The sequence below is a fragment of the Occallatibacter savannae genome, assembly GCF_003131205.1.
Classification (GTDB): Bacteria; Acidobacteriota; Terriglobia; order Terriglobales; family Acidobacteriaceae; genus Telmatobacter; species Telmatobacter savannae.
This window is the reverse complement of the sequence record NZ_QFFY01000004.1, coordinates 601,093-616,478: the sequence shown is the minus strand read 5'-3', so window position 1 is coordinate 616,478 and position 15,386 is coordinate 601,093. Positions and strand designations below refer to the sequence as shown.

Genomic DNA, 15,386 nt, shown 5'->3' with positions numbered 1-15,386 from the left:
CGTCAGAGAAGGCCATCCTTAACGGGATGGCCTTTCTGTTTGTAGTGCCCGTCACAGCTTGCGAGCGCGCCGGGTCTCTACCCTTTCGATGAGAAGAACCGGAGGGTGAGAATGCCGAATTCAGTTCTGGAGAACACTGCTACCGTAGCGAACCTCCTTGCGGCGTATGAGGGGGAGTCGAATGCACACGCGAAGTATGTCGGGTTTGCAGCGAAGGCAGACGCAGAGGGTTGGCATGGGGCCGCGAGTTTGTTCAGAGCAGCGGCGCGTGCGGAGGAGATTCACGCGAAGAATCATGCCCGAGTGCTAAAGCAGCTGGGCGCGGAGGCGCAGTGCGAAATCCATGCGGCTGAGGTGAAGAGTACGCTCGAGAACCTGAAGGCGGCGCTGGCCGGCGAGCTGTATGAGATCGAGACGATGTATCCGGCGTCTATTGCCGAGGCCACGGAGAGCGATCTGCCGATCGCGAAGCGCTCATTCGCGTGGGCGATGGAAGCGGAGAAAACCCATGCGCAGCTGTACGCCGAAGCTATCGAGTTGGTGGCGAAGAGCGTGAAGGAATCGTGGGCAGGAAGTGCGTGCGACTTCTATGTGTGCGCAGCGTGCGGGTACACGACGCGAACAGCGAAGGAGCAGGAGCGCTGCCCTGTTTGCAACCTCGCTTTCGACAAGTTTGAGGTGATCCGGTAGCTGAACAGCGGGTCAGCGCTGGCTGGCTTCTCCGGCGGCCACTTTGCGGTTGTACTCGGCAGAGCGGTTGCGGGCGACGCTCAGGGTTTGCCAGTGCGCGCCGGCGTAGTGCTTGGCGAGCAGGATGATCTGGCCGATGTGCATGGGGTAATGCGCGAGCTGGCGGTTGATGGCCTGTAGGACGGAGTGTGCCTCGCCGCGGATGTAGACAGTCCGGGGCAGGTCGGCGTCGGTCAGGGGCTCGATCGCGGAGAAGACGCAGGCCCAGCCGTGTTCCCAATCCTGCAGGAGCGCTTCGCGCGTGGCCGGCGGGTCGACGAATTCGCAGTCGCGGTTGCGAGAAGGCTTCTCTCCGTCGGCGGTGAGGAAGTCGGTCCAGCGAGAGCGCATGTTTCCGGTCATGTGTTTGACGATGATCGCGATGGAGTTCGATTCGTCATCAAGAGTAGCGAAGAGCTGGTCGTCGGATACCTGGGCGATTGCCCTTTCGCCAAGCTGCTTGTACTGGCGAAAGATGGCGAGCGCGTCTTCGATGTAGGAGGTCGTGAATTGCAGAGCCATGTGTCACCTATCCAGGTCGTCTCCCGCCGTTGTCAGTAGAAGCTCGAACGCATCCGTTACGGTTCGTCGTTGTAGATTCCCATCTGAACCTGGCCGCCTTCGACGAGCTTTGCGCGGAACATGCCGGGTGTGTTGAAGCTCCACGCGAGTTGCCCGTCGGGCGTGATGGCGATGACACCACCGTCCCCATGGAGATCTTCGAGCTCTTTGTGAATCACGTGATCGACGGCATCCTGGAGCTTCATGCCTTTGAAGTAGACAAGATTGCAGACCTCGCGCGCGACGCCGAGGCGGATGAAGTACTCACCAGTGCCTGTGCCGCTGACGGCGCAGGACTGATCTGAGGCGTATGTGCCTGCACCGATGATGGGAGAGTCGCCGACGCGGCCAGGCATCTTGGCCTGCATGCCGCCGGTCGAAGTGCCAGCGGCGATGTTGCCGTTGCGATCGAGAGCGACGACGCCTGTGGTGCCGTGAACTCCTGAGTCTTCGGCTTCATCGAGGACGGCAACAGGAATCTGCTCGCCTTCTTTCGGCACTCCGGCGGGGCGCGGGGGAATGGGCAGCCCTTTCTTCTTGAGTTCTTTGACGAGGCCCTGCCAGCGGCTCTCGGTGAAGAAGTAGCTCGGTTCTTCCATCTTGAGGCCGACGCTGGCTGCAAATTCGTCGGCGCCGCGGCCGGCGATCATCACATGCGGCGATTTCTCCATCACTGCGCGGGCGGCGCTGATGGGGCTGTGGACGCGCTGAACGCCGGCCACGGCACCCGCTTTCAGGTCGGATCCATTCATGATCGAGGCATCCATCTCATTTTTGCCTTCTCGCGTGAAGACGGCGCCTTTACCGGCGTTGAAGTGCGGATCTTCTTCGAGGACATGGAGGGCAGCTTCGACGGCGTCGAGCGCAGAGCCGCCTTTGTCGAGTACCGCAGCGCCGGCGTGAATAGCTTTGTCGAGACCAGCGCGGTAGGCTTTGTCGCCCTCGGGGCCGAGCTGGGATTTCTCGATGACGCCCGCACCGCCGTGGACGACCAGAGCCCAGTGATGCCCGCCCTGCTGCTGCGCGCCTGCAATTGAGCTGGCTGAACTAATCAACATAACAGCGGCCAGAGCGGCCAAAGGCTTCTGCATCTTCTCCACCTCGAGTTGGATCGGAATTATTGGATATTGCTTCGCAATGCAATGCTATTCTGCCCGGCCGCTGTGGCTCAAAAAGAAGAGGGCGCGACGGCATTCGCCGTCACGCCCTGCGTGTGTGGGTGTGGACCTAGAAGAAGAACTTGCCGGAGAGCTGCAGCTGGCGAGGTCCGTAGAGTGCGTTGTTGGTTGTGGTCATCACGCCAAAGGCTCCCGAGGGAGTCGACGAGACGAAGGGCACGATGCATCCGGCGAACTGCGAGCCCGTACCTACAGCAGTGGTGGGACAGGCACCGGTTGCACCGGTCGGTGCGAGTTGCGTCGCGAATGCAGTATTCGTGCCGGAGATGATGGTGTGATTCATGAGGTTGAAGGCCTCGGCGATGAACTCGAAGTGCATCCGCTCATGGACGGGGACCTCACGGGTCACGCGGAAGTCGATGTTGCGGACTCCGGGACCGGGCTGGCTGTTGCGCTGAATTTGCGGCGGACGCCCAGTGGTGGGTGCGCCGGAGGAGGAGCTCATCGCGCCGCCGTAGATGTTGCCGTCGGCCGCGGCTGGCGTGCTCTTGACGACCGATGCCGGGCTGTTCATGGAGGCGACGATGGGGAAGCCTGTTGACTCAGTAGCCGTGCCGGAGAAGGTGAAGCCGTTCACTGCTTCCTTCATGATGCGGCTGCTGAACGGAACCGAAGGCTTGTAGATCAGGGTGCCAACGAAGCGCTCACGCATGTCGATATCCGAGCGGCCGTATTCGCCCTTGAGGTTGTTGGGATCGAGGACGGGGTTTCCGCCGTAGAAGGTGCCGAACGCGCCCTGCACCTGGTCATCATCGAGAGCCTTCGACCAGGTGTAGTTCACGAGCAATTCGAGCCCGTGATCGAAGGGACGCCGGACGGTGACTGCCATGCCGTGGTACCAGGAGTTGGCAACGCTGAAGCCTGCGTTGATGGAGGTGAGCGTCGGATCGATACGGTCCGTGGCGAGATAGTAGGGAACGGTTACGAGCTTCGTGGTCTTGTTGGGGTAGGTGATATTGAAGGAGCGGACTCCATGCGGCGTCTGCCCAACGAGGTTGGCATCGAGGAACACAGGCAGGCGCAGAGCGCGCGTGCCGACCCAGCCGATGGAGAGAGACATTTTGCCCGGGATCGCCTGCTCGAGCGCGAGATCCATCTCGTGCGTGATGGGCGGAACGAAGTCGGGCGAGAGGCCGTGGAAGCTGGCCGAGGTGTTTGCGTTCACGCCGGTGACGGTGGGCGCCGTGCCACCATTCGGATAGAGGGCTGCGGAGAGCGGCGGACCGGGCGGCAGGAACGGAACGTTGGGGAAGATCAGCGCGGCCGGCTTGGTGCAGGTCGCGTTGCACCCGTTGAAGTTGTAGTTGATCTGGTAAATGCCGTTCTCCACCCGCATCGCGTAGTAAGTGCTGCCCTGGTTGAGGCCGGTGAAGATGCCGTATCCGCCGCGGAGCACGGTATCGGGGTGCGGGCTGAAGGAGAAGCCCAGGCGGGGCTGAACGCGATCGGTAACGTTCTTGATGGTGGTGTTGTACTTGGCGGCCAACGCTGTCGAGGTGTTTGGAAGTGCCGGGTTTGGCGTCAGCTGAATGTCGTAGCGCACGCCGAGGTTGAGGGTCAGCTTCTGATTGACCTTCCAGGTATCTTCGGCGAAGCCGTCGTACATCTTCATCCAGAAGTCGTCTGCACCGGCCTTGCCGCCTTGCGTGGAGTTGATCTTGTCGACGGTCTGCACGAAGGTGTTGTAGTGCGAGCCGGCATACGGGTCGGTGTTGCCTGGCTGACCGGCGAAGGCATCGACGATCCAGTTCTGGAATTCCTGCGTGACGTTGCCGGAGTAGCCGTAGATACCGCCGCCCTGGAAGAGGTTGATCATGACTTCATGGACGATATTGACGTCGCCGCCGAACTTGACGGTGTGACGGCCGAAGACTTTGTTGAACACGTCTGTGATCTGGAAGCGATGCTCGTCAGGCTCGGCGGTACGCGGGAGAGCGTTGGGCATGCCGTAGATCTCCGCACCCATGCTGATGCTGGGGCCTGAGGCGTTGGCACCGGCGGTCTCGAGATCGCGGCCCCACTGGAAACGAAGGTCGTTCACAGCGGTGTTGGTAATCGTGGAGGTCCAGTGGGCAATGAGGAAGCGCTCGTGATAGCTGGTCGGCGCGTTGGTGCTGGCAGAGGTGTTCGAGTAGGTGGGGTTGGGCGCGTAGCCAAATGTCTGGTCGAAGTTGGCGAAATTGAAGTTCGCGTAGATGAGGTTTTTGGAATTGAGCTGGTAGTCGATGCGCGGGAAGATCAGAGTCTCCTTCGCGAAGCGGCGAGGCGCGCTCTGTAGCCCGAGAAGGAAGTTGATTCCCGAGGTGCACTGCGCAGCAGTAATTGTGGTGGGGCACTGCGTGGGGGAAACAACGTTGGTTGAGGTGAAGGTGCCGGTGGGCGTCTGGGTTACGGTGTTGGTCTCGTAATAGAGAGCGCGGCCTGTGCGGCGGAAGTTGTCCGATGTGAGGAAGTAGAACAGCTTGTCTTTCTTGATCGGGCCGCCGATGCTGCCGCCGAAACCCTGCTGCTGGTGAACCGGCTGCGTGAGCAGGAAGGGGTTGCCGTGGTTGTAGAGTGCTGACCACTTGCTGACGGGATCGAGGGCATTGAAGCTCGGGTAGCGAAGGGCGTAGAAGAGATCGCCATGCATGTCGTTGGTGCCGTTCTTCGTGATGGCGTTGACCTGGCCGCCGGCAGCCTGTCCGAATTCAGCCGAGTAGTTCGAAGCTTCGGCCTGAAATTCCTTGATGGCATCAAGGCTATAGACGAAGGGAGCACCCGATGAACGCCCGCGGGCTTCGCTGAAGAGCATCTGGTTGTTGTTTGCGCCGTCGACGTAGTTCTGGTTGTAGAGGCCGCTGATTCCGTGGAAGCTCACCAAGCCGGTGCCGCCGTCCTGCACAACGTTGGGCGTGAGGAGCACGAAGTCGCTCCAGTTCCGGCCGTTGACAGGAAGGTTCTGAATGATCTGCTGGTCGACGACTTGCGAGACCTCGGTTTGTTCCACGTTGAGGATCGGTGTTTCTCCCGACACTTCAACTGTGGTGGAGCCGGACTGCACTTTGAGGCTCAGGTCGATGGTCATGGTCTGGCCGACCTGCAAGATGAGATTGGCGGCGCTGACTTTGCCGAAGCCTGAGGCCGTCGCGGTGACGGTGTAATGACCGGGCTGGAGAAAGGGCGCGACGTAGAGGCCCGACTCATTCGATGTGTACGCGTGGGTTATTCCGGTATCCACATCAGTGACGGTCACAGTGGCGCCGGCGACAGATGCCTGGCTGGAATCTGTGATCGTGCCCTTGATCGTGCCGGCTCCTGCAGTTTGCGCGTGCAGTGGGCTGATCATCATGGCAAGCATGAAGAAACATGCGAGCACACTGAGAGCGAAACCGCGGCGATTTGTGCCAATTGAAACACTGGACATCATGCGTCTGGATCTCCTTGAAAGTGGTGCTGGGTAGCGCCTGGACAATTTATGGATGAGTACTTTGCCTCGTGAAAGAGAAGGGGAACGCCTGAGATACGGACGACTAAAGGGAGTCTGGCGTTCGATCCTATGCGAGGAAATGTGAACTGTACGCCCGCAAACCTGTTGGCATGTCGGTGCGATTCAACTGTATCTGCGATGTCCTAAGTTTATCGCAATCGCGGTTTGGAAAGCAGGAAGAATGTGAATAGACGATGATTTGCCGCGCTCGGGAACGTCGGTTTTGCAGGCAAATCTCCACGAAACAGAATGAAGTGAGCTTTCCAAGTTCCGGAAATCATATGCTGCATGATTTCGGCGCTGTACCTCAATGGCTGCACAAAACATTCGCGATGGAAATGCACTAAGATCGCAACCATGATCCGGATATTCCTGACTTTGGCCCTCGTGGTGAGCGCGGTATTGCACTGCTCAGCGGAAGAGGCCTCGCGACCCATCGCGGTGAAAGTGGTGGTGATCGCGATGTTCGAGGTGGGCAACGATACGGGAGATAATCCCGGGGAACTTCAGTATTGGGTGGAGCGGGATCACCTCGACAGGGTGTATCCGATGCCGGATGCGTATCATGCTGTGCGGATGAACGACCGCGGCGAGATGGCGATTCTTACCGGAGCAGGGACGGCTCATGCAGCAGCGACGGTGATGGCGGTGGGACTGGACCCGCGCTTCGATTTCAGTCACGCGTTCTGGATGGTGGCCGGGATTGCGGGTGGTAATCCGAATCGCATTTCACTGGGATCGGCGGCGTGGGCGCGTTTTGTTGTGGACGGCGATCTTGGGTATGAGATCGACTCGCGCGAGGCGCCGGCAGACTGGACGACGGGTTACATTCCCCTGCGGAAGACGCGTCCATTTGAAAGGCCTGTTGTTCCGCCGGATGGGCAGGCCTTTGAACTTGACGAGGATTTGACGCGATGGGCGTTTGCCACCAGCCGCAACACTGCGCTGCCCGACAACGAGGCGCTGAAGACGGCGAGGGCGGCGTTCGATGGAGCTGCCGCACAGAAGCCACCCTTTGTGGCAATGGGGGATACGATTTCGAGTTCGACGTTCTGGCACGGCAAGCTGAATGACGCCTGGGCGAATGAGTGGGTGAGCTACTTCACGGACGGCAAGGGCCAGTTCACAACGACGGGCATGGAGGACACCGGTACGCTGCAGTCGCTGAAGTTTCTGGCGAACGCCGGCCGCGTAGACTGGCGGCGCATTCTGGTGCTGCGGAGCGTGAGCAACTACGATCAGCAGCCGCGAGGGATGACGGCGGCCGAGAGCTTGTCACATCAGCGGATCGGGACCTACAGCGCGTATCTACCATCGCTCGAAGCGGCGTACAGAGTTGGGCACTCCGTTGTGGAGGCTTTGTTGCGGGGATGGCCTGATTCCCCGGTGATTCACAGCGAACAGGAGCAAGAGGGCACAGAAGGGAAAGACAAGAGCCAATGAATATCTCCGCCACAGTTGAGAATCGCCGGGGAAGCCATGCTGTTTCTCTTGCCGCCAACGGCCGAGAGCATGGGCTGGCGATTGCGCCGAAGTCAGAGGGGTTGGGTTCGAGCGTGAATGGAGGCGAGCTCCTGTTCCTGGCGCTCGCAACGTGCTACTGCAACGATCTGTACCGCGAGGCCAAGAAGCGCAACATCGAGCTTGATTCGGTGCGTGTAGAGGTGACCGGCGAGTTCGGTGCCGAGGGCGAGGGAGCGAAAAACGTTTCCTATCGAGCGTCGGTGGACGGCAGGGCTTCGCAGGAGGAGTTGCTTAACCTTATGCGACACACCGACACTGTTGCGGAGATTCAGAACACTCTTCGTTTTTCTGTCCCGGTGAAGCTGGCACACGTAGAAGCGAGGACGATTTGAATCCAGGGCTGGAGAATCGGGACCTATGAGAGCGAACGTTGTCACCTTTGTGATCATCATCTTCGGAGCGATCGTCCTGCTCTGGAGGGCGACGGCGTTTCCGTTGACCCCGAGCCGCGTGGCGGGCCTGGCGATTGGGGTGCCTGCGCTTCTGCTTTTGCTCACGGCTCGCATTCAGCTTGGGCGTGCCTTCAGCGTCCGCGCGAAAGCTTCCAATCTGGTTACCACCGGCCTTTACTCGCGAATCCGCAATCCGATTTATGTGTTCAGCGCACTGACGATCCTCAGCGTGATCATCTGGTCAGGACAGTTCGCCTTTCTTCTCATTTTTGCAATTCTCATTCCTGTGCAGATTGTTCGCAGCCGCAAGGAATCAGCGGTGCTTGAGGCGAAGTTCGGGGATGAGTACCGCGAGTACAAACGGAAGACGTGGTTCTGATCGGCCAAACGCGATATTGCTCAATCCCCTCTCTATCTGCGACACTCATTCCGCATTCACACAGGAAAGAAACTATGCACTCCGTCTGGTTTGGCGAGTTCCTGGGGACACTTGTCCTCGTTCTTCTTGGCAATGGCGTCTGCGCTAACGTGAGTCTGCGCCGGACCTACGCGGCTGACGCCGGATGGATGGTGGTCACGACCGGTTGGGCGATTGCGGTGCTCTGCGGAGTGCTGGTTGCGCAGGCATTTGGGAGTCCGGGCGCGAACCTGAATCCTGCGATCACTCTTTCGACGGCGATTGTAGACGGAAACTACTCGCAGCTTCTTTCGATCTGGTCGGCCCAGATGCTGGGGGCGATCTGCGGTGCGGCGGTAATGGCGCTGCACTTCGCGCCTCACTGGTCTTTGACGCCGGATCCTGCCGCGAAGCTTGGCATTTTTTGCACCGGACCCGCTGTGCATCACCCGGCGGCGAATTTTGCGAGCGAGGCAATCGGGACGATGATGCTGGTGCTGGTGGCGAACGCGATCTTCTCGCACGGTGTTGCACCGTCGGCGGGAGTGGGACAGTGGCTGGTGGCCAGCCTGGTGTGGGGGATCGGCCTGTCGCTGGGCGGAACGACGGGGTACGCGATCAATCCGGCGCGCGATCTAGGACCGCGGATTGCGCACGCGATCCTACCCATCCCGGGCAAGGGCGGATCGAACTGGAGCTATGCGCCGATTCCGGTGCTGGGTCCGCTGGCGGGAGGGGCGCTGGCGGGAGTGTTCCTGCACTACGCACACCTGTGAGTCGTCAGGGATCAGTGGTCAGTGTTCAGATTAGTGGGTGAAGGGTGCGTACGTTGAAGCCGTATTAGCTTACGTCGACCATTATCTTGGTGAAGCGCTCGGGCTTGTGGTTCCATGATTCGAGGATCTCGGGGGTCTCGTCGAACGCGATGGTGTGGGTGACGGCGGCCTCAACGGGAAAACGCTTCGCTTCGAGCATGCGGATGACCTCGTGAAAGTCGTCGGGCATGGCGTTGCGTGAGCCCATGATGTCCAGTTCCTTGTGCACGAAGGGGCGCGTCTCGTAGGCGACCTGCTCCTTGGCCCAGCCGATGTAGACGACTCGGCCGGCGTAGGCGACTTCTTCGACCGCTGCGCGGTAAGTGGCAGGCAGGCCGATGGCTTCAATGATGACGTCGGGGCCGCGGCCGTTTGTGAGGTCGGAGAGCTGATCGTGAAGATTGCCGATTTTGGAATTGATGACGTCTGTCGCGCCGGCCTTTCGCGCTGTGTCGAGCTTGGCGTTGTCGACGTCGATTCCGATAACGCGGGCACCACGGAAGGCTGCTCCCGCGATTGCTCCGAGGCCTACGCCGCCGCAACCGAAGACAGCGACAGTGTCGCCCGCGGTGACACGGCCACGTCCAACTGCGTGGAAGCCGACGGTGAGGGGCTCCACGAGGCACAGCTCCTTGAGCGAGAGATCTGCTCGGAAGAGCTTGGCAACTGGAGCGGAGATGAACTCCGTCAGCGCACCGTCGCGCTGTACGCCTAAAGTCTCGTTATCCTTGCAGGCGTTGGGACGTCCGCGCTCGCAGGCGGCGCAGCGGCCGCAGCCACGGTAGGGAGAGAGCGTGACGTTCGTGCCGGCAGGGTAATCCGAATTTGAGCCTGCGTCGATGACGGTTGCAGCAATCTCGTGGCCTGGGATGCGGGGGTAGCTGACAAGCGGGTTTCGACCGCGGTAGGAATTGAGATCGCTGCCGCATAGGCCGATCTTTCGGATTTGCAGCAGGACCTCGTCGTCGCGCCGGACTGCTTCTGCTACTTCCTGCACGGCAGCTTTACCTGGGGCTTGGAGCATGATTGCTTTCATTGTGAACTCCCTGCGAACTCTCGATGATACCGAACCGCGCAGGCCGCCTCGATTTGCGAGGTTGTATTCTTGCCGAGGGCGCGGTCAAATCGATGCGTCCTGAAGGTTCATCTATGCCCGATACCGTATTGCAGATCGACACTCGTGACAATGTGCTGGTAGCGCTTTCTCCGCTCCCGGCGGGCACCACCGTTTATTACGACTCATCCTCGTGCCCAGTCACGGAAAACATTCCCGCCAAGCAGAAGCTCGCGCTGGTCGACCTAGCGCCGGGTGATGTGGTGATCATGTACGGCATGGTGGTGGGCGAAGCGACTCAGCCGGTTTCGCGAGGCGGGTTGCTCTCAACCCGGAACACTCGGCACCGAGCCGGCGGGTACACGGCGGAGCGGAATCCGGTTTCGTTCGAGCTGCCGAATGCCACGGCTTGGGCGGAGCGAACCTTCATGGGGTATCACCGTGCCGACGGGCAGGTGGGCACGCGCAACTACTGGCTTGTGCTTCCCCTGGTGTTCTGCGAGAACCGCAACGTGGACAGGATGCGCGAGGCTCTGGAAGAAGAGCTCGGTTATGGGAGTTCGCATAACAGCTATCGCGGGCTGGTGCGGGAGATGGTTTCGAAGCACGCGAGGACCGCGAGTGGGCACGCTCTGGAAGCGCCGCCTCGATCTGAGCGCGTGTTTCCAAATGTGGACGGCATCCGATTTCTGACCCACCAGGGAGGCTGCGGCGGGACGCGGCAGGACGCGCAGGCGCTTTGCGGTTTGCTCGCGGGGTATATCCACCACCCGAATGTCGCGGGTGCGACGGTGTTGAGTCTTGGGTGCCAGAACGCGCAATCGTCGATGCTGATGGATGAGCTAAGAGCACGGGATCCCAAGTTGACGAAGCCTGTGCTGTTTTTCGACCAGCAGCGCTCAGGACGCGAGACGGTGCTGATGACGGGAGCGTTGGAGCAGACGTTTGCAGGATTGGCGGAAGCGAATCGCGCGACGCGGGCTCCGGCACCGCTGTCGGCGTTGACGGTGGGATTGAAGTGCGGGGGATCGGATGGATTCAGCGGGATCTCGGCGAATCCGACGCTGGGGTACATCTCCGATCTGCTCGGAGAGCTTGGCGGGAAATCGATACTAAGCGAGTTTCCGGAGTTGCATGGGGTAGAGCAGGAGCTGATCAATCGCTGTGCGACGGACGAACTGGCGCAGCGCTTCTACGACCTGATGCAGGCGTACTCTGCGCGCGCGAAGGCGGTGCACTCCGGGTTTGAGATGAATCCCTCACCCGGCAACATCGAGGACGGGCTGATCACGGACGCGATCAAGTCGGCGGGGGCGGCGCGCAAGGGCGGAGTGGCTCCGGTTCGAGACGTGCTTGATTTTCCGCAGTACGCGACGAAGGCGGGTCTGACTTTGCTCTGCACGCCGGGGAACGATGTGGAGTGCGTGACGGCGCAGGCGGGAGCCGGAGCGAATCTGGTTCTCTTCACGACAGGGCTGGGAACGCCGACCGGCAATCCGGTGGCTCCGGTGATGAAGATCTCCACGAATTCGCAGCTCGCGGAGCGCATGGCGGACATCATCGACTTCGACGCAGGCGGGATTGTGACCGGAGAGAAGACGATTCCGGAGTGCGCCGCGGAGCTTCTCGAGTTGTGTATCGAGGTGGCGAACGGGACGCGGCTGACCAAGGCGGAGGAGTTCGGGCAGAACGACTTCATTCCCTGGAAGCGCGGGGTTTCTTTGTAGCCGAGATGGTCGCTCTCCGGCGAGAGTGCCGCAGAGTGTGAGGCCGGATCTAGTCCAACATCGAACCGATGACGGAGAGCGCCGCGATGGCGGCGGTTTCGGCACGTAATATACGCGGGCCCAGGGAAACAGCCTTCCAAACATTCGCGTCGAAGAGGGCCGCCTCTTCGGGAGCCCATCCGCCCTCGGGGCCAATGGCGATCTCGAACTGCGGCAGATCCACAGCGGGAGCGGCAAGCGCAGCTTCGAGGAAGCGACGGAGAGTGGTGGCGCGCTCCTGCTCTGCGAGGACGACTCGCTTCAGATTGGATGCTGCCTTGATGCGATCTGCGAGCTTAACGGGATCGCAGATGAGAGGGACGTCGGAGCGCCGCGACTGCTGAGAAGCTTCGTGCGCGATGCGACGCCAGCGTTCAACGCGCTTCATTGCGGCCTGCGCGAGATGCTTGTCGGTTCTTCTGGCGATGACGGGAACGATGGAAGCGACGCCGAGTTCGGTCGCTTTTTCGATCGCCCACTCCATGTGATCGAACTTGAAAATCGACATTACCAGCGTAACGGGCATCGCAGGCTCTGACTCGAGTTCGGAGAGCAGATTGAAGCTCACTTCCGGAGACGCGCCTGCTCCAGCATCGGAGAATCTGGAGACGACAGCATGGAAGACTCGGCCTCCTGCGACGACGTCTGCCTCCGTCCCTTCTTTGACTCGCAGCACGCGAATGAGGTGTTCGGCCTGCGCTCCCGCGAGGCTCGCGGTTGATTTGTCCCATCGTTCGGCAATCCATCGACGTCGCGTCATCGCCAGTATCCATGCACCTTTCGTTGATACGCAAAAACACTTCGGGGGACGCTTTTGCGTCCCCCGAAGTGTTGCCTTTTGGTTGGAGTCCCGCTATTACTTCTTCTTCGCGGTCTTCTTCGCGGCCTTCTTTGCGGGTGCCTTCTTGGCTGCTTTCTTAGTTGCCATTTGCCTATTCTCCCTTTTCGATGGTTTGCATCGAGTTCTGCAACATTTGTTGCAGTTGAGGAAATGTATAGATTCATGCGAAGTCAGTGTCAAGAAAAAAACGACGATGGAGTGGAAAAAGTGGCAACAATCTCTTCGACCTCTCCGGCATGGTCGGGGTGATTAGAGAACATGGCGCGCGTGCAGAAGAGCAACAGCCAATCCTGCGAAAGCGTCGTGCCATGAGTGAGCGAAGATGCCAGCGCGAAGATTTCTTCTGAAGAGAGCAAGCAGGCTGAAGAAGGCTCCGAAGATGGTGAGCATGAACATCGCGCGGGCGCCCTCGTATCCGTGCGCTGCGCCGAAGACAATGGCAGAGAAGACTACGCCTGCAGCCGCCGCGCCCTTTGCCCATGCAGTGAACTGAGTCTGCAAATAGCCGCGAAACACAAGCTCTTCTGCAACACCGACCAACATGCAGAGCATCAGCCAGGCTGCGATCTCCCTGGCATTCTCGGGCGCAAGCTGCACGACCGCCTTCGCTGCTCTGTCATCGGCGGGGTTGGCCATTGTGGGTCTGCCGTTCTTGTCAGTCTGGACGGGAATGGGCTTGTGCGTGATCCATGACTCGATGCTGATCCACATCATGGCGACGGTGGCGAGCGCCATCATGGAAAGGATCCAGAAGACGATGGCTATGCCGAAGTCGACGACGACGGCTTTCAAGCTGATGGAGACTTTGCCGAAGAGGGAGCGCAGCTGGATGCCGCGCAGCTTGAGGCCGAAGGCTACCCAGCCGATCAGTACGAGTTCGAGAATCGCGGTGGTGGCGTAGGTTTCGAGGCGACCGGCAACGACCGCGCCGTGCGGTCCGTTGTGCCTCACGAAGCCGAGCCATGAAACGCTGACGATCGCCAGAATGAGGAGCACCGTATGCCACATCGGCGCGATGGGAGCTTGTTGAGTGGGCGAGGGGTCGGGCGAAAAGTTCAGAAGCTGAGTACCTGGGTCAGCGCCCATCGGCTGTTCGTTGGTCGAATCCATCTTGAGTTGGATGGTAGACGAGAAGAGGTTCGGGCAACAAAACCACTCAGCACTCGATGACGTTGAGGGCGAGGCCGGCAAGAGAGGTTTCTTTGTACCGCGATTGCATATCGAGGCCGGTGAGATACATGGTCCTGATCACCTGGTCGAGGGATACCTTGTGCTCTTCCGACTCGCTCATTGCGATGCGGGAGGCGTGGATTGCTTTCACAGCGCCCATCGCATTGCGCTCGATGCAGGGGATCTGCACGAGGCCGCCGATGGGATCGCACGTCATGCCGAGGTTGTGCTCCATGCCGATCTCGGCTGCGTGCTCCACCTGACCGTTGGTGCCGTTCATCGCCGCGATGAGTCCTCCGGCTGCCATGGAGCATGCAACGCCGACCTCGCCCTGGCAACCGACTTCCGCGCCGCTGATGGAAGCATTCTCTTTGTAGAGTATGCCGATGGCCGCGGATGTAAGGAAGAAACGGATGATCCCCTCGCGATCGGCACCCGGCACATATCGCTCGTAGTACTGGGCGACTGCGGGCACCACACCGGCTGCGCCATTGGTGGGAGCTGTGACGACGCGACCTCCAGCGGCGTTCTCCTCGTTGACGGCCATGGCGTAGACCTTGACCCAGTCGAGCGGGGCAAGGGGGTCAGTCTTCTCCGTCTCGCGAAGACGAGCGGCGAAGCGGTGGGCGCGGCGGAGTACTTTCAAGCCACCGGGCAGAATGCCTTCTGCCTCGATTCCGCGTTCGATGCAGCCCTTCATGGTCTGCCAGATTGTGTCGATGCCGGATCTGATGCGACCCTCCAATTCGGCATCGGTGAGAGCTGGAAGGTCCGCCCGAAGTCTGGCGCACTCGTTGGCCATCATGACTTCGTGAATCTTAAGTCCATGCGTGCGGGCGCTCTCGAGCAACTCTGCGGCGCTCTTGAAGGGATACGGGGGCTGGAACGCGGGCCGGTCTGCTTTGCTTGTCTCCGCTCCGTCTTCAACGATGAAGCCGCCGCCGATGGAGAAGAAGGTCCTCTCGTCTAGTGTTTCTCCGGATGCGTCGAAGGCTTTGAGCTTGAGGCCGTTGGGATGCTGGGTGCGGGCGTGCGGCGGAAACATGGTCTCGCGACGGAAGAGGAGATCAGTGGCTTCATCGAAGGTGATCGTTCGTTTGGCGGCTAGTGAGATCTGCTTTGTAGAACAAATTTTGGAGACTGTGCTCTCGATCGAAGTGGGATCGATGGAGGCCGGCTCGTTGCCGGATAGGCCGAGGAGAACTGCTCGGTCGGTTCCGTGGCCGAGGCCGGTGAGAGCGAGAGAACCGAATAGTTCGACTTGAACGCGGTGAACCTGATTCAGCTTGCCTTTCTGCTCCAGTTCACCCGCAAAGCGAGCTGCTGCGCGCATTGGCCCCATGGTGTGGGAGCTCGAGGGGCCGACGCCAATTTTGTAGAGGTCGAAGAGACTCGTCATCCGGAGAAGATTCTATTCCTCAGGAGGTATGGCCGTCAGATTGCGTCGGCGTGTTGCGAGACTTTCATCGAACGTACCTCGGCTGTTCGCG

The 15,386-nt window shown here is 60.2% G+C and carries 13 protein-coding genes; 6 read left to right on the top strand and 7 right to left on the bottom strand.

Translation table 11 applies throughout. The features are described 5' to 3' along the window. The first annotated feature begins 111 nt into the window (after window positions 1-111). On the top strand, window positions 112-690 hold the full coding sequence (locus DHV10_RS17630) for a rubrerythrin family protein (RefSeq protein ID WP_109487676.1): 579 nt from the start codon (window positions 112-114) through the stop codon (window positions 688-690). 12 nt (window positions 691-702) lie between these two features. Here the strand turns inward: DHV10_RS17630 and DHV10_RS17625 are convergent, their stop codons facing one another. From DHV10_RS17625 to DHV10_RS17615, 3 genes are all read right to left on the bottom strand, one after another. Further along, window positions 703-1,251 (bottom strand): DUF1572 domain-containing protein, encoded by a 549-nt coding sequence (locus DHV10_RS17625; RefSeq protein WP_109487675.1) that lies wholly within the window; start codon window positions 1,249-1,251, stop codon window positions 703-705. A gap of 56 nt (window positions 1,252-1,307) precedes the next feature. Continuing rightward, window positions 1,308-2,381 carry an isoaspartyl peptidase/L-asparaginase family protein gene (locus DHV10_RS17620; RefSeq protein WP_239461848.1) on the bottom strand — a complete coding sequence of 358 codons (1,074 nt, stop codon included), beginning with the start codon at window positions 2,379-2,381 and terminating at the stop codon, window positions 1,308-1,310. 136 nt (window positions 2,382-2,517) lie between these two features. Further along, entirely contained in the window at window positions 2,518-5,877 is a 3,360-nt protein-coding gene (locus tag DHV10_RS17615) for a TonB-dependent receptor (protein WP_109487674.1), read from the bottom strand. A 417-nt stretch (window positions 5,878-6,294) separates the two neighbouring features. Here DHV10_RS17615 and DHV10_RS17610 point away from each other — a divergent pair, with 417 nt between their 5' ends. The 4 genes from DHV10_RS17610 (at window position 6,295) to DHV10_RS17595 (ending at window position 9,026) form a co-directional block, all read left to right on the top strand. Continuing rightward, window positions 6,295-7,380, top strand: coding sequence for a purine-nucleoside phosphorylase (locus DHV10_RS17610; protein WP_109487766.1), 1,086 nt, complete (start codon window positions 6,295-6,297; stop codon window positions 7,378-7,380). Continuing rightward, a complete protein-coding gene (locus DHV10_RS17605) occupies window positions 7,377-7,793 on the top strand; it encodes an OsmC family protein (RefSeq protein ID WP_109487673.1) in 417 nt (138 codons plus the stop codon). The genes DHV10_RS17610 and DHV10_RS17605 overlap by 4 nt, the downstream gene beginning before the upstream one ends. A gap of 25 nt (window positions 7,794-7,818) precedes the next feature. After that, window positions 7,819-8,232 (top strand): methyltransferase family protein, encoded by a 414-nt coding sequence (locus DHV10_RS17600; RefSeq protein WP_109487672.1) that lies wholly within the window; start codon window positions 7,819-7,821, stop codon window positions 8,230-8,232. A 74-nt stretch (window positions 8,233-8,306) separates the two neighbouring features. After that, window positions 8,307-9,026, top strand: coding sequence for an MIP/aquaporin family protein (locus tag DHV10_RS17595; protein ID WP_109487671.1), 720 nt, complete (start codon window positions 8,307-8,309; stop codon window positions 9,024-9,026). A 64-nt stretch (window positions 9,027-9,090) separates the two neighbouring features. Here DHV10_RS17595 and DHV10_RS17590 read toward each other — a convergent pair whose 3' ends face one another. Further along, window positions 9,091-10,101 carry a zinc-binding alcohol dehydrogenase family protein gene (locus DHV10_RS17590; protein WP_109487670.1) on the bottom strand — a complete coding sequence of 337 codons (1,011 nt, stop codon included), beginning with the start codon at window positions 10,099-10,101 and terminating at the stop codon, window positions 9,091-9,093. 113 nt (window positions 10,102-10,214) lie between these two features. On the opposite strand from DHV10_RS17590, the gene DHV10_RS17585 reads away from it, so the two are divergent. Continuing rightward, window positions 10,215-11,846, top strand: a complete 1,632-nt coding sequence (locus tag DHV10_RS17585; protein WP_109487669.1) for a UxaA family hydrolase — start codon at window positions 10,215-10,217, stop codon at window positions 11,844-11,846. 49 nt (window positions 11,847-11,895) lie between these two features. Here DHV10_RS17585 and DHV10_RS17580 read toward each other — a convergent pair whose 3' ends face one another. The 3 genes from DHV10_RS17580 to DHV10_RS17570 form a co-directional block, all read right to left on the bottom strand. Continuing rightward, entirely contained in the window at window positions 11,896-12,645 is a 750-nt protein-coding gene (locus DHV10_RS17580) for an RsmE family RNA methyltransferase (RefSeq protein ID WP_109487668.1), read from the bottom strand. Between the two features lie 330 nt (window positions 12,646-12,975). Beyond that, entirely contained in the window at window positions 12,976-13,836 is an 861-nt protein-coding gene (locus tag DHV10_RS17575; RefSeq protein ID WP_109487667.1) for a CPBP family intramembrane glutamic endopeptidase, read from the bottom strand. Window positions 13,837-13,882: 46 nt separating this feature from the next. Beyond that, window positions 13,883-15,295, bottom strand: a complete 1,413-nt coding sequence (locus tag DHV10_RS17570) for an L-serine ammonia-lyase (protein ID WP_109487666.1) — start codon at window positions 15,293-15,295, stop codon at window positions 13,883-13,885. Between the last annotated feature and the right edge of the window lie 91 nt (window positions 15,296-15,386).

What these genes read in the sequence shown, in the direction of transcription:
- DHV10_RS17630 (WP_109487676.1), top strand. Translation starts at nt 112, where the DNA reads ATGCCGAATTCAGTTCTGGAGAACACTGCTACCGTAGCGAACCTCCTT.
- DHV10_RS17625 (WP_109487675.1), bottom strand. Translation starts at nt 1,251, where the DNA reads ATGGCTCTGCAATTCACGACCTCCTACATCGAAGACGCGCTCGCCATC.
- DHV10_RS17620 (WP_239461848.1), bottom strand. Translation starts at nt 2,381, where the DNA reads ATGCAGAAGCCTTTGGCCGCTCTGGCCGCTGTTATGTTGATTAGTTCA.
- DHV10_RS17615 (WP_109487674.1), bottom strand. Translation starts at nt 5,877, where the DNA reads ATGATGTCCAGTGTTTCAATTGGCACAAATCGCCGCGGTTTCGCTCTC.
- DHV10_RS17610 (WP_109487766.1), top strand. Translation starts at nt 6,295, where the DNA reads ATGATCCGGATATTCCTGACTTTGGCCCTCGTGGTGAGCGCGGTATTG.
- DHV10_RS17605 (WP_109487673.1), top strand. Translation starts at nt 7,377, where the DNA reads ATGAATATCTCCGCCACAGTTGAGAATCGCCGGGGAAGCCATGCTGTT.
- DHV10_RS17600 (WP_109487672.1), top strand. Translation starts at nt 7,819, where the DNA reads ATGAGAGCGAACGTTGTCACCTTTGTGATCATCATCTTCGGAGCGATC.
- DHV10_RS17595 (WP_109487671.1), top strand. Translation starts at nt 8,307, where the DNA reads ATGCACTCCGTCTGGTTTGGCGAGTTCCTGGGGACACTTGTCCTCGTT.
- DHV10_RS17590 (WP_109487670.1), bottom strand. Translation starts at nt 10,101, where the DNA reads ATGAAAGCAATCATGCTCCAAGCCCCAGGTAAAGCTGCCGTGCAGGAA.
- DHV10_RS17585 (WP_109487669.1), top strand. Translation starts at nt 10,215, where the DNA reads ATGCCCGATACCGTATTGCAGATCGACACTCGTGACAATGTGCTGGTA.
- DHV10_RS17580 (WP_109487668.1), bottom strand. Translation starts at nt 12,645, where the DNA reads ATGACGCGACGTCGATGGATTGCCGAACGATGGGACAAATCAACCGCG.
- DHV10_RS17575 (WP_109487667.1), bottom strand. Translation starts at nt 13,836, where the DNA reads ATGGATTCGACCAACGAACAGCCGATGGGCGCTGACCCAGGTACTCAG.
- DHV10_RS17570 (WP_109487666.1), bottom strand. Translation starts at nt 15,295, where the DNA reads ATGACGAGTCTCTTCGACCTCTACAAAATTGGCGTCGGCCCCTCGAGC.